Below are 13,753 nucleotides of genomic sequence, written 5' to 3' on the forward strand. Positions count from 1 at the left end.
GTTTCCCTGCATTTGGATTTGTCGTTTTTTCATTTTACTATAAATGTTATTTCCATATTAAAATCCATATGACTTATCGAGTCACAAGTGATTAACATTCCAAACAAACTTAGCTTATTCCCTTAATACGCTTATTTTTTTCGGCCACCAGAACACTAATAATAAGAAAAACAAAAACAAGAATAAAAGATACAAAAGAAATAATCAGAAGCGTTTCTTCATTCAAATTTGTAAAACGCGAAAGGAAATCAGAAACAAATAACAATGATGGCATCCAAATAGGGAACCAGGTTTTTGTCCATAATGCACCTCCAATAAAAATACTTGTGCAAATGGCGACAACCGTCCAGTTTCCAGTAGTATTCGCTTTATAAAACGGTTCAAGAAAAATCGCACTTCCCAATAAAATCATAAATAGTAATATTACACAAAAACTTGCAAACATGGAGCCTAGGAAAAACTTTTTCTTTGAATATTGCTTTTTCCCTGCCCTTTGTAAAAAGAATACATAAATAAAAAATCCAATAATGGCTGAAATCGGAAGTCCGGCAACTTGAACAATATTCAACTCAAAATGGTTCCTTATCGCTGGGCCCATCATTAAGTATGCAATGATCCAAATAAAATAGAAGGGCAGTTTTTTAAATATTCCTTTATAATCAGTTTTCATTTCTACTTTCAATGAATCCATGTATTGTTCAGGAGTACAATCAATAATCCCCTCAATACTTTTTCCGTGTTTCTCTGATTCAATTAAGTGATCCTTTAATTCCTCTGTCAGGTCATTTACTTCTTTTTCTTTTTTTCCGGAAGTTACTAAATACAATCGAAGATTTTCAATGAAGCTTTCACTTTTGGCAGATAACATTTCATTTACTCCCTATCTTTTTTATTGTGAAAAGGATGAGCCATAAAACTCCCCCAGTAATTAAAGATGCCCACCATGAAAAATCAAATGAAGGTCCAATATCTGGGGTAAACTTTGTTACAGCCAACACAACAGCCATGCTCGCTGCAGCAACTAAACCGACCTTAATCATATCCATTTTTGTATTTCGTTTTTCTTTAAATAATGAATTTCTAATCAATTTAAAAATAAACCAAATTGTGAAGCTAACGAAACAAGCGATGATTAATGCAATAACAAAAGTCTTGATCACATAAACTTCGGTTCTAACCTTTGTAAACTGTGACAATACGAGAAAAACAATTCCTCTAATCATTAAAACCCAACTGACAATATTGGCTGCTATTCCAGCAACAAAAGGAATCACCGCCCTTTTTTTCTCTTTTGGCAATTGCTCAATGATTTCATCTGCAAAAGCTTTTGGATCGTCGCCGAATATGTCATTAGCGGATTTCCCATCCTCTTGGGCTTCCAGCAAATGATCCAGCATTTCCATCAACACTTCTTCAGATTGTTGTTCCGAAAGTGACATTTGTAGTCGAATATAAATCATCATATCGCTATAATAAGCTTCATTTTTCTTAGTCAATAACTCTCTTTTACGATTATTTTCTTCTATTAGCTTTTTAGCATTCATGGTCAAATTTCCCTCCTTTTGAACAATGCATTGATTGGTTCACTAATTTGGTTCCATTCTTCCTTAATAGTGAATAAAGCCTCTTCTCCGTCCTTAGTTAAAAAATAATACTTACGATTAGGGCCTGAATCTGAAGGCCTCATCTCTCCTCTTATCAATCCATTTTTTTGAAGTCTTAACAATACCGGATAAATAGTCCCTTCACTTACATCTTGCAGTCCAATATCCTGGAGTTTTTTCGAAAGTTCATATCCGTAAACGGGTTCTTTCTCGATCACGGCCAACACACATCCATCTAAAATTCCTTTTAACAGCTGGCTTCGTATCGACATAGACATCATCCTTTCCAACTATATTGTTAAACAAGATAGCTAATCAAAATAAAAAGATACAAATATCATTCGCTATTTTGCTAAACAAGATAGCTGTGTTAAAAGCAACTACTTGGTTATACAAAGTAGTTGCTTTAACAATAAATCTTTTAAAAACTATTGTCAATAATTATTTTAAAATTAAAATTGAATTTCTTGCCTATTTCCAGCGAAAGAGAGATGATAGACATAAGTTTAATAGTTGGAGGCTCTAGCATTTATGAGGATTTTTGTTTATATGATCGTCTTTTTTTCATTTTTTGATTTGTTTACCCAACTGCCAATTATGACCCCTCTTGCAACGTCACTTGGAGCTACTCCTTTTTTAACGGGATTGGCCGTCGGGATGTACTCTTTTTCTAATACAATTGGAAATGTCATTTCTGGATTTTTAACAGATAAAAAAGGTCCCTTTGTTATTTTATTATTAGGTTTAATATTTACTGGAGCCATGCTTTTTTCTTATTTTCTAGCCATAGACGCATGGTCCCTTCTTCTTATTCGCTTTTTACACGGATTAACAGCAGGATTAATTGTGCCAGCGGCTTTTACCTACTTAGCAAATTCAGTGAAATCCGAAAAAAAGGGGAAAGGGGCTGCCCTTTCAGGTGCATTTGTCGGACTAGCTGCTGTTATAGGCCCAGCATTTGGCGGGATTGTCGCGAGTAAGTACAGCGAAACAACGGTTTTAAGCGTAACAGCATTTTTCATGATTTTATTAGGAGTTCTTTCCTTAATTTTCTTGAGAAGCAAAGTAATTGAAAAAGGTAGTAAAGGTAAAATAGATACGCTATCAGTAAAAGCCTTTTTCAAAAACTCTCTTATCGTGAGAGCTTTTTCTGGAGCGTTTTTCTTAATGTTTTCTCAAGGAGTTCTCGCGTATATGCTTCCATTAAAAGTAATGGAACTTGGACAGGATTCTCAAACGAGCGGGCTTCTTTTAAGCACGTTTGGCATCGTCGCCATTCTTGTTTTCGTTTTGCCGATAAATAATTTATTTGACATCATTAAACCCGTGAAAACTGCAACCTTTGGAATGGCTGCAATGGGAGTGGGCTTGCTTCTCATTAGTTTTGGCAATAGTATTCCATTCTTATATGTAGTTATGGGAATCTATGGAATTGGCTTTGCTTTTCTATTCCCATCACTGAATTCACTTTTAATTGAAGCGACGGAACAAACACATCGTGGGAAAGCATATGGATATTTCTACGCATTCTTTTCTATAGGTGTTGTCTTTGGCTCAGGCTTAACGGGATTATTAAATTTATCTGCAAATCAAGGCTTTCTTTTTACAGGAGTTTTGTTGATTGGTGGAGCATCCGTGATGATTCTCTTAAAAAATACCTCTCAGCCTAAAAAAATGGAACTGTTGTAAAGGCAGTTCCACTTTTTTTTACTATTTGTTTTCTAAATTAATTCAAAATCTCCTACATGTTTTTCGATAATTTATTATCAGATTTCAATCTTAACGTATAGCGATATTTCTAACCTTATTATACGAAAAATTCTCATTCCCAATTATAGAAAAAGGAACTGTCTTAAGTAACTAACACCTGACAGTTCCTTTTTCCTTATGGATGTTTTCTTAAAATTTGTTGTTTGTAAAATCCCAAAAGCCGGCTTTCATAACCTATTTGTAAAGTTCAATGGTTCTCATAAAGTTTAAGCTCTTCCTCATTTGGATTATGCATTTTGAGAGAGATTAATTATCATATGGCAAGATAGACTTTTATCAGTCCTGGCTATCTCCCATTCCAGTATAGGAACGAACATTACCTTCCGATAATTTTGCTCCCAATTCGCTATAAAGAGTTTTTCCTTCAGCAGCCCATAAGAAGCCTCTTCTCATTATTTCGGTCACTTCTGGCATGGCCACGATATCTGCTTGATGGCCTAATGAACAGTAAAAAACGCGGCCTGCTCCCCAACGCTTTGTCCATACAACCGGCATATCGACTGCTTTATTCGTTGAATGGGGGCCTTCGAAAACAGGAAAACGAGTTGTTGCTAATACTTCAACTGCTGGATCAACATGTAAATAATATTGCTCACTCACAACTTTGAAATCCGACATTCCTTCCAAAAGTGGACTTGATGAATGTTTAATATTTACCGTATATTCAATTCCATCATTTCCAGGATGAGCAACCCAATTGCCTCCTGTCATAAACTGCCAGTCCACATTATTCCGGAAAGAATCACACATACCGCCATGCAATCCTGCTAAACCGACACCACTTACAATAGCTTCGGAAATATTGAGAGCATAGTTATTTTTAATTTGTCCCATTGTCCAATGCGGAACAATTAAATCAAACGCTTTCATTTTTTCCGTATCTGCATATGAATCTAGTGAATTAGAAACTTCTACATTAAAATTCTCTTCTTCTAAGATTCCCTTAAATATTTGCGCAACTTGTTCCGGTTGATGACCATCCCATCCGCCCCATACAATCAGTGCTTTTTTACTCATACATTCCACTCCCTACTATGTAATGTAAAAATTTATCAAATAAGCTATCTTCATTTTAACAAACATAGGGTTTCCTGTACATTGTTTAACCGCTAAATTAAGTTAAAATTCTTAAAAGCGGTTGATTAAACTAACCATATAGGCATCCAAGCGTTCCTTAATTATTTGAGCCGTTAATCCTGTAAAGCCTAGGTCGGTCCACCCTGGATACACTTCAGGATCCTCCAAAGGAAAATCAACGAGGGAAATGATATCCCAATATGGATCATACTTAAATTTTGGCCCAGCATACAGCTGATAATATGATAAGAAAAGATCCGCTTCCTTCACCCCATATAACTGAGCAAGATTGACCCGGCAATGACCAACATCTACCCCTGCTGGACCTTTACATGCATTGAGCCAATCCACGATTCCGCTTACTGAATCCCTTGACCATAGCACATTAGTTGGATGGTAATCACGATGGATAAAGCATTCTTTGAATTCTGGACGCGGGCCTTTTATAATGGCAAGAACTTTTTTCCATTCTTCCTCCAAGCCCGACCATGCAGGAATTTCGAATGTATTAGGGTCCTGATATGTATAGTAATAACGCGGAAAATCAGCTTCTACTTTATGTATTTGCACAAGTGCTCGGGCAAGTCCACTTAGCCAAGATTTCTTATCATCCGGTTCGAGAACAACCTTGCCTTCAAGCTTGGTCATGATAGAAGCATAAGAACCAAAAAGAGTCTTTGTCTCTTCAATCGCAATGATCTCAGGTGTCGGAAGTTTATGTAGCCTTGTAAAGCGGAGGTTCTCAGCTTCATTAATGACTAAATCTGGACTATTTTCATTCCAGCCTTCTGCGAAATGTAAACGGACAACATACTCGTTTATCCCCCCATTCTCCAGTAGTCCAACATTAAAAACAAGAGAAGATATTCCTCCCTTTAATTGACTAATAGATTCAATCGCAGCTTCTGGATTAATAGAATCTATTACCCACTTTTGTACCTCTTCTGGCAACGTCTTTTTTGTTACTGAATCCATCCTATACTCATCCTTTTACCTCTCTAATTTTGTTCTAGTTGTTAATTCAATACTACCTTCATGCAATCCTCTATTATATTCTATTAAGATTCTTACTATAGACCTTTTTTACCTTAACTGATAAGATAACTTGGACATCATTATGTATAGGAGAATAATATGAAGAAGTTTGTATTTTTTGCTTGTCTAATCTATTGCTTGAATGGGTTTGGTCATATTATCATTGGCACAGTTCTCGAACCAATGGTGCAATCTTACGGTATTCATTATGGAGATGGCGGCCAGCTCATTATGAATCAATTTTTAGGATTTCTAGTCGGAGTATTATTTGCACCAGCGATTGTAAAAACGATCGGTCGCAAAAATACTCTTTCCCTAGCTCTACTCTGTTTTGCAGTTTCACAATTTGTACTCGGTTCTGTTTCGAATTGGAATTTTCTATTATTCACGGCTCCTATTGGCGGAGCTGGAATAGGTATTGCAGAGACCGTCGTAGCAGCCCTCATCGTCGGGCATTTGAAAGAAAAAAAAGCTTCTACGCTTGTACTTTCTGAAGTGTTTTTTGGAGTCGGAGCACTCGTTATACCGATCATTTCTGCCTTTTTTATTTTAAACGGCATGTGGAATGCTTCTTTTACAGTCGTTGCCATCATCACGAGCGCAACATTGATTGGCTGGTTCTTCCTTTCATTTGGAGAAATGGACCCTATTTTAAAAAAGCAGGTCAAAGTCCATACACTAAATAAAGAGAAAATAAAGAGAAATCAATATCCACGAAAACAAATTCCTCTTTTAGTAATCGGAGCGTTCTTTTTCTTTATGTATGTTGGGACAGAAATGGTATTACCCAATTATCTGCCTACGATTATGAGTAAAACAACTAACTTAGATGCTTCATCCCTTGCGTTGAGTATAACTGTTTTTTGGTTGGCCATGACGGTTGGAAGACTTTGTATGACTTTCGTTATTGATAAAATTGGTTATACTAAACTTTTTGTTATAAGCTGTATAGGCCAATTTTTCGCTTTAATCATTTTTGCTCTATCGCCTTCAATCATCGTTAGTTATGTGGCTATCTTTTTAACAGGTTTATTAATGGGCGGGATATTCTCTATTGGATTGTTGATCATTAACGAAAATTCTGCTGGGCTAGAAGAATGGACGACAAGTTTACTTGTGGCGATGGGTGGATTAGGTGGAGCCTTCTTACCTAAACTAGCCGGAGAATTAATCGATCGATTCCCGATATCAGTGACGTTATGGGCTCTTGTACTTTTTGGATTCCTCCTTGTCGTATTGATGGGGGCTATCTTTTACTTTAGAAAAGAGACAAATGAAGTGGCGGAAAAAGCCACGGTTTGAATGTTCTTATGTGGGTTAGCAAACCCCCTTTATTGAAGGAGAAGGAGCCATATAGTTGGCTTCTTCTCCTTTCTCGTATCTTATTTATATTCGACTGAAATTTCTTGTATAAAATCCTTTACATACTCATGATCTTTTAATGGGCTTCGTACCTGTTCATTCCATGTTTCTGTACTCTCTGTTAACTCGTTAAAATTCTCATATCGAGTTTCAATGCTTTTTCTATTTACCTCAATTGTTTTATCCGCAAAATAATATTCAATTTTTTCAAGGTTTCCGATTAATGCGAATGCAGCCGTAGAATTATAGATGAGAGATTGATCTAATAGTTGCGTATTGATGCCAGTCGTACTCTTATTGAAGTTTACGATCACTGTTAGATCATCTGATTTCAGTTCAAAATCCTTCAACATATCATATAATGGTAGATGACCAAAAAGCTGTGTAGTATTTGCTGCATTTCCCATATAAGGGTTTTTATATTGTTTTATATACTCCACATCATGTGTAAGTGGCTTTTTTTGATCGACCAAATACTGTTCCGCGGCTGCATTTTGTTTGGGAATGATTACGAACTGAACAGCAGCAAATAATATCAATCCAAAGACTAGTAACACAATGATCCATTTCCCTAACCTACTCATGTTGTTCCCCCACTTCGAATTGTGGAATTATTTTCCCCCAGGTTGTAAAAATGAGCGGAATGATGATTGAAATAAATGGCAAAGCATATCTTGCTACTAACACACCAAATTGGTAGGGTCCTTCTAAATGAATAGGTCTTGCAAACCAAATATTGCTCCCAAACAAAATGGCCGTAATGCAACCCAAAATAATGAATATAAATAGAAACCATAAAAGCCATATTACTTTCTTTATCCTTATAAAGGACACTATGTTTAACCGTCCATTTCTTTCTGGATTAAGTGTTTTTCTTAAAAACAAATTGATGACGAAAAGAACAAAGACAACCAAAAGCAACATGAAATTAACAATAATTCCGATTCCAACGATCGTAAATGGAATTGTGATAATCCAAGCAACAATAAAATATAAAAAAACAATTTGATAGGATTTATAAATAAATTGATTGATCTTGATTGGAATATTGCTATCAATGAGGTCATCTATATTGGTTATGCTGCTCTTAGCTTTAGCAACTGCACTTTTTTCATCTTCACCTTCTGCGACGAGATGCGAAACCTTCGCTTCCAAATTCCCTAAGATTTCTTCCTTCAATTCAGCAATATCGCGATGATCTTTATATTTTTTAAATAAATCGTCAACATGCAACTTTAATTCATTCATCATTTTCACCTCTTTTTACAATCAACAGATCAATTAGTTCCTTTGCATTAAGCCATAAATCCACAGCCTCTTTATAAGACATCTCTCCAGCATCCGTGATTTTATAATACTTTCGCCTTCCCCCTTGGCTTTCGTCTCCCCAATAAGCCGAAATGAACTTTTGTTTCTCTAATCTTTTCAAGCTTGTATAGAGAGATGGCTCTTTTAATTCAAATGTTCCATTGCTTTGCTCAAAAATGGTTTTAATAATGTCATATCCGTAATTATCCCCTTCAGATAAAACCCGCAATATGATCGTATCAATATGCCCACGAATCAAATCGCTGCTGATGGGAGAAGCCTTATCCATAAAAACCCTCCTCTTACCTTTGCATTGTAACACATATTACTATGTGTGATGAAGTACCCTTATAAAAGTTACCATTAATAATTTTGTTAAGTTGGTATAATAAGGGAGAAGAGAGGTGGATAGAATAATGAAATCTTTTAAACTAGATATGGATTTAACTACTGCCATTACGATTATCCAAAACATCATAAATGATTCAGTATCCCATGTTGAGGCCATCAACTTCGGCGAACTGAGCAAAGTCTTTAGTTATAACAACAAAGGCAAAGATTATATCATTCATTTTAATAAGAACGGTGAGAGATTTATAAAAGACGAGTATTTATATGAAAAACTATCAAAGTTAGGCATTCCCATACCAAGAATTGAAAGAAACGGTAAGTTTAATGATTTAGCATTTTCAATATCAGAAAAAGCTTCTGGACAATCGTTAGTTGCTTATCCTGAAAATAAAGTTAGGAAAGTTTTACCTTCGCTAGCTATTGAATATAAGAAAATGACCGAAATTCTACTTGATTCAACTGAAAAGTATGGAGCAATTGACCATAATGGAGAAGCAGTTTTTGATACGTGGCAACAATATATTGAATCATTTTTTCAAAGAAATCAGGAGGGGTTTTGGAAGGATTGGTATGCCCTCTTTGAACATAGTTTCTTGGAAAAAGAGGTTTTTGACTATTATTACGAGATGATGATGGAATTATCATTATCTACCCCAAAAGAAAAATATCTAGTTCATGGAGATTTTCACTTAGGAAATATTATTTCAGATGGCAAGGATATTACCGCCATTGTTGATTGGGAAATGGCAATGTATGGAGACTTTATGTTCGATATTGCTAACCTGCACTTCTGGGCTCCTCAATTACAAATTCCTCAAGTCTTTCTCGCAGCCTGGGATGATGAAGGTATACCTAATTTCAGAGAACGATTAAAGTGTGGGATGCTATTTAAAGGGATAGATGGTCTCAGGTTTTTTGCAAAAAAGGAAGATAAAGCGGCATATGAAATGATAAAGAATAAACTCTCTTCCATATAATTAAAATAACCAGTTGGCTGGTGCCCCTTCCAACTGGTTATTGAAACTTGTTAATTTATCTTATTTATTATTCCATTTTCTAATTGATAAACACCTTCACCATCAGTAGATTCAAGATGTCCGTTTAAAAAGTACATGCCCGTACGTTCATCAATCCCATAATTCACATGATTGCTGAAGTGGCTGGCAGCATTTCTTAAATGATCCTCATCATTCCATTCAGAATAATGTACAGCTATTAATACATTTGATAGTAAGCCCAATCCTCTTCGATGTTGAAATTCGTTTTGTACATTATCATTAGGAGAAATCACGCATAGCTCCGGACTAATTAATGCGCCAGCTGAAAAACCAGCTACTGGGGCACCTTGTTCATATCGATTTTTTAGCACCTTAGAAATCTCGGTATCAACGATATAATCCGCATATAAATTCGTATCTCCTCCACCAATCACGATTCCTGAACTATTTGTGATGCATTTGACCGCTTGTTCAATCGGAGTAGTTCGAAGGGGCAAATAATGAAAGTTATGAATGCCTAATTTCTCTAATTCCCCTGTATAAACCGGCATATATTCCTCCCAACCTTCTCTTTCTACAAATAAAATAGAGACGGGTTGATTTGAACAGGAAGCTTTTCTTACAAATAAATTTGCCATATTGCTGGTGAAGGGAGGTCCGCCACCGAAAAGAAATAAATGTCTGTCCATTACTACACCTACTTAGCACTTATTTTTTCCATTCATAAAATTAATTGTCTCTGATGACTTTTCATTTTACCACTTCCGTCGTTATAATGAGGAATATGGTTCCACCCCTTCCATTATGTGTAATTATTATATCAAAATATGTATTTCATTTACCCAATTAGATTTTATCATTAATAATCTAGTATAATCCTATGCTTAAAAAACGAGGTGTTTTTTTGAATTTAGTAGCTTGGTTAATTGTTGCGAGTGAAATTGGTTTTTGGGTATTGATTATTTTAGGACTTGTCACAAGGTATATTTTAAAAAGGAAAAAGCTTGGTTTACTATTCTTGGCCTTAACTCCAGTCATAGACTTAATTCTATTAATTGCAACGAGTGTCGATCTATATCGCGGTGCCACTGCTACGGCTGCACATGCACTAGCTGCGATTTATATTGGGGTCTCGATAGCCTTTGGTAAAAGTATGATTCAATGGGCTGATATTCGCTTTCAATATTACATTACGAAACAAGGGCAGAAACCAACACGCCGTTATGGATTAGATTATGCGAAACATTACTTTAAAAGTTGGGGTCAGCATGTGCTCGCTTATATAATAGGGGCAGGTTTTTTAGCAGGGCTTATCTTTTTGATTAAAGATTCTGCAAGAACAGAGGTATTGGCGGGATTTATAAAAGTTTGGACAATTGTACTAGGAATCGATTTTGCAATCTCCATTAGTTACTTCCTTTCCCCAAAAAAAGCAAAAGAATGACGAGCGAATTTGATTACGCTTGCCATTCTTTTTTTATTCGTTGCACGCCTCTAACAACAAATCAACAATATGGACAGCGCGAACGCTATCTGACAATCCTTCTCTTTCAATTCCAAGCTTCATTTGAAGAAGACAACCAGGATTGGCTGTGACAATGGTATGGGCTTTTGTGTCGGCTACCTTCTCCATTTTATGATCTAAAATTTGCATCGACATTTCCGATTCTATGATATTATAGATTCCCGCAGATCCGCAGCAGCTATCTGCCTTTTCCATTTCCTTAAAATCCACACCTTGGATTGCTGCAATCAATGCTCTTGGTGCAATAAATGTTTTCATCACATTGCGAAGATGGCAGGAATCCTGATACGTAATAATTTGATTTTTAACGGAAAGTGATACCTCATTATGGAAATTAAGTTCATACAATATTTGCGATATGTCCTTCATTTTAGCTGTGAAGGCTTTTGCACGATCAGCAAAATGAGGATCATCTTTTAGCAGGTGATCATAATCGATTAAGAAGGCGCCACATCCGCCAGCATTAACAATAAAGTAATCTGCTTGGGTTTTCTCAAATGCTTCAATATTCCTCTTTGCAAGTTCCTTCGCTATATCCTTTTCACCGCTATGGCCATGCAGTGCTCCGCAGCAATTTTGTCCTTCTGGAATGACGATTTCACAGCCCGCTTTCTGGAGAAGCTTTAAGGTCGCATCGTTCGTCTCCATAAACATCGTATCCATCAAACATCCGCGAAAGAAAGCCACTGTTGCTTTTACTTGTTTCGTCTTCGCTGAAAGATTTGATGGTCTATTTTTCATCACTTTTTTTGAAGGCACTTCAGGCAATGACTGTTCCATTTGTCTAAGATTTTCAGGAAAAAGTCTCATAAAACCTATTTTTCGAGCAGCAGTTTGTAAGCCGCTTTTTTGGTAAAAGTTAAGTAGTCCTACAGCGTTTGCCATTCTATTCTGATAGGGAAAAATTCCTTCGAACACTGTTTTTCGTAGTGCCTTTACTGAAAGAGAATGACGATTATAATCATTAAATATATCCCTTGCTTCCTCAAGCAAATGTCCATATTGAACACCAGCAGGACAAACGGGTTCACATGCACGGCATCCAAGACAAAGATTTAACGATTTTTCTACATCGTCATCTGGACTAATTAAACCATCGTGGACTGCTTTCATTAAAGCTATGCGACCACGAGGTGAATGCGTTTCATCAAATCCAGTTTCAATATAAGTTGGACAAGCAGGCAAACAAAAACCGCAGCGCATACAGTTTAGTAATTCCGTCTCATCCATTCTGTCTGTAAATGCTTCTTGAATCGCCTTTTCCCTTTTTGTCATTTCAATCATCGGCTAACCACCAGCCGTTTCCGCGTTTCTTTTGCAAAGATTTTTCCGGGATTCATAATATTATGAGGGTCAAAAGACTGTTTGATTGCTCTCATGATTAAAATACCTTCAGTCCCAAGCTTCCATTCCAGAAAAGGTGCCTTCATCATACCGACCCCATGTTCACCCGTAATCGTCCCACCGAGTTCAATCGCTTTAGCGAAAATATCTGCAAAAGCTGCGTCTACCCGCTTCATCTCCTCTTTATCTCTTACATCTGTTGGACAAGTCGGATGTAAATTCCCATCACCAGCATGACCAAACGTACAAATCGTAACATTATGTTTCTTTGCAATCTCGTTAATGGCCTTCACCATATTAGCAATTTCTGAACGAGGAACGGTTGCATCTTCAAGAATCGTCGTCGGCTTCAATCTTGCCAATGCAGAAAGAGCTGATCTGCGAGCTTCTGTTAGTGCCAATGCCTCCACTTCTGTTTCAGCAATTTTTACAGAAACAGCTCCTTGCGCCGTGCAAATATCTGCCATTTTCTTTATATCACGTCCAACAATTTCATGCGGTCCATCTTGTTCAATCAACAAGACAGCCTCTACATCCGTTGGAAGGCCTATTTTTGCAAAATCTTCAACTGCTTTTAATGTTGGCTGATCTAAGAACTCGAGTGTAGCCGGAATAATTTTTGCAGAAATAATTTCAGAAACAGTTCGTGCTGCCTCATCCATACTTTGATAAAGTGCAAGCATCGTCTGTTTTGTTTCTGGAATTGGTATTAGTTTCAATGTAGCTTCTGTAATAATCGCAAGGGTTCCTTCTGAGCCCACAAGAAGCTGTGTCAAATTATAGCCTGCCACATCTTTGGCAAGTTTCCCGCCTGTACGAATGATATCCCCATTTGGCAAGACAGCCTCAAGCGCCATTACATAATCAGCAGTTACTCCATACTTCAGTCCACGCAAGCCCCCAGAATTTTCATTAATATTGCCGCCAATCGTTGATATTTTCATCGAACTTGGATCGGGAGGATAAAACAATCCTCGCTTTTCCACTTCCCGTATCATATCCTGTGTAATTACACCCGGCTGAACCGTTACTGTGAGATTTTCCTCATCAATTTCAAGTATGTTGTTCATATGTTTGAATAAAAGTACAATCCCCCCCTCAGTTGGCACAGTTCCTGCACATAAATTTGTGCCCGAGCCACGAGGGATAATAGATATTCTCTCATTGCGGCAAGCGTTTACAATTTCAGCCACTTCTTTCGTATTACGCGGAGCAACAACCAAATCTGGCATAGATTGATAATTCGGTGTGGCGTCGTAAGAATATACAAGGCGGCCAGCTTGAGAATCGATGACATTTTCTTTACCAACAATAGAGGCTAGTCTCGCCTTTATTTGATCTTTAATCATCTTTCACACCCTTTTCTATTATTTCTATCA

15 protein-coding genes are annotated in these 13,753 nt (G+C 36.8%); 4 read left to right on the forward strand and 11 right to left on the reverse strand.

Annotated elements, in window-relative coordinates; translation table 11 throughout:
- Positions 1-109: 109 nt before the first annotated feature.
- Genes KHA96_RS16020 through KHA96_RS16030 form a run of 3 tightly spaced genes read right to left on the reverse strand, consistent with a single transcriptional unit; the run spans position 110 to position 1,876 of the window.
- Complete coding sequence (locus tag KHA96_RS16020; RefSeq protein WP_213130315.1) at positions 110-868, reverse strand: HAAS domain-containing protein; 759 nt, start codon at positions 866-868, stop codon at positions 110-112.
- A 1-nt stretch (position 869) separates the two neighbouring features.
- On the reverse strand, positions 870-1,544 hold the full coding sequence (locus KHA96_RS16025) for a DUF1129 family protein (RefSeq protein WP_213130316.1): 675 nt from the start codon (positions 1,542-1,544) through the stop codon (positions 870-872).
- A gap of 2 nt (positions 1,545-1,546) precedes the next feature.
- On the reverse strand, positions 1,547-1,876 hold the full coding sequence (locus KHA96_RS16030; protein ID WP_213130317.1) for a PadR family transcriptional regulator: 330 nt from the start codon (positions 1,874-1,876) through the stop codon (positions 1,547-1,549).
- A gap of 259 nt (positions 1,877-2,135) precedes the next feature.
- Between KHA96_RS16030 and KHA96_RS16035 the strand changes: the two genes are divergently transcribed.
- Positions 2,136-3,293, forward strand: a complete 1,158-nt coding sequence (locus tag KHA96_RS16035; protein WP_213130318.1) for an MFS transporter — start codon at positions 2,136-2,138, stop codon at positions 3,291-3,293.
- A gap of 357 nt (positions 3,294-3,650) precedes the next feature.
- Here the strand turns inward: KHA96_RS16035 and KHA96_RS16040 are convergent, their stop codons facing one another.
- Both KHA96_RS16040 and KHA96_RS16045 read right to left on the reverse strand, forming a co-directional pair.
- Positions 3,651-4,391, reverse strand: a complete 741-nt coding sequence (locus KHA96_RS16040; RefSeq protein ID WP_213130319.1) for a ThuA domain-containing protein — start codon at positions 4,389-4,391, stop codon at positions 3,651-3,653.
- A 111-nt stretch (positions 4,392-4,502) separates the two neighbouring features.
- A complete protein-coding gene (locus KHA96_RS16045; RefSeq protein ID WP_213130320.1) occupies positions 4,503-5,426 on the reverse strand; it encodes a phosphotransferase family protein in 924 nt (307 codons plus the stop codon).
- 159 nt (positions 5,427-5,585) lie between these two features.
- On the opposite strand from KHA96_RS16045, the gene KHA96_RS16050 reads away from it, so the two are divergent.
- Positions 5,586-6,788: an MFS transporter gene (locus KHA96_RS16050; RefSeq protein ID WP_213130321.1), complete on the forward strand. Its 1,203-nt coding sequence runs from the start codon at positions 5,586-5,588 to the stop codon at positions 6,786-6,788.
- 80 nt (positions 6,789-6,868) lie between these two features.
- On the opposite strand, the gene KHA96_RS16055 is transcribed toward KHA96_RS16050, so the two are convergent.
- From KHA96_RS16055 to KHA96_RS16065, 3 genes are read right to left on the reverse strand one after another with little or no spacing between them, the layout of a single operon-like run.
- Positions 6,869-7,432: a DUF4825 domain-containing protein gene (locus tag KHA96_RS16055; RefSeq protein WP_213130322.1), complete on the reverse strand. Its 564-nt coding sequence runs from the start codon at positions 7,430-7,432 to the stop codon at positions 6,869-6,871.
- The gene (locus tag KHA96_RS16060; RefSeq protein WP_213130323.1) at positions 7,425-8,096 is read right to left on the reverse strand and encodes a permease prefix domain 1-containing protein; all 672 of its coding nucleotides are present in this window, start codon (positions 8,094-8,096) and stop codon (positions 7,425-7,427) included. The genes KHA96_RS16055 and KHA96_RS16060 overlap by 8 nt, the downstream gene beginning before the upstream one ends.
- The gene (locus KHA96_RS16065; RefSeq protein ID WP_213130324.1) at positions 8,089-8,445 is read right to left on the reverse strand and encodes a PadR family transcriptional regulator; all 357 of its coding nucleotides are present in this window, start codon (positions 8,443-8,445) and stop codon (positions 8,089-8,091) included. The genes KHA96_RS16060 and KHA96_RS16065 overlap by 8 nt, the downstream gene beginning before the upstream one ends.
- 127 nt (positions 8,446-8,572) lie before the next feature.
- Here KHA96_RS16065 and KHA96_RS16070 point away from each other — a divergent pair, with 127 nt between their 5' ends.
- Entirely contained in the window at positions 8,573-9,484 is a 912-nt protein-coding gene (locus KHA96_RS16070) for an aminoglycoside phosphotransferase family protein (RefSeq protein WP_213130325.1), read from the forward strand.
- A 50-nt stretch (positions 9,485-9,534) separates the two neighbouring features.
- On the opposite strand, the gene KHA96_RS16075 is transcribed toward KHA96_RS16070, so the two are convergent.
- On the reverse strand, positions 9,535-10,143 hold the full coding sequence (locus KHA96_RS16075; RefSeq protein ID WP_249315650.1) for a Type 1 glutamine amidotransferase-like domain-containing protein: 609 nt from the start codon (positions 10,141-10,143) through the stop codon (positions 9,535-9,537).
- 266 nt (positions 10,144-10,409) lie between these two features.
- On the opposite strand from KHA96_RS16075, the gene KHA96_RS16080 reads away from it, so the two are divergent.
- Positions 10,410-10,949: a hypothetical protein gene (locus KHA96_RS16080; protein ID WP_213130327.1), complete on the forward strand. Its 540-nt coding sequence runs from the start codon at positions 10,410-10,412 to the stop codon at positions 10,947-10,949.
- Positions 10,950-10,982: 33 nt separating this feature from the next.
- On the opposite strand, the gene KHA96_RS16085 is transcribed toward KHA96_RS16080, so the two are convergent.
- Both KHA96_RS16085 and glcD read right to left on the reverse strand, forming a co-directional pair.
- Complete coding sequence (locus KHA96_RS16085) at positions 10,983-12,314, reverse strand: (Fe-S)-binding protein (RefSeq protein ID WP_213130328.1); 1,332 nt, start codon at positions 12,312-12,314, stop codon at positions 10,983-10,985.
- Positions 12,311-13,723, reverse strand: a complete 1,413-nt coding sequence (gene glcD / locus KHA96_RS16090; RefSeq protein WP_213130329.1) for a glycolate oxidase subunit GlcD — start codon at positions 13,721-13,723, stop codon at positions 12,311-12,313. Before glcD ends, KHA96_RS16085 begins: the two co-directional genes overlap by 4 nt.
- Positions 13,724-13,753 lie beyond the last annotated feature (30 nt).

This window comes from Bacillus sp. FJAT-49711, from assembly GCF_018343715.1.
GTDB lineage: Bacteria > Bacillota > Bacilli > Bacillales > Bacillaceae_C > Lederbergia.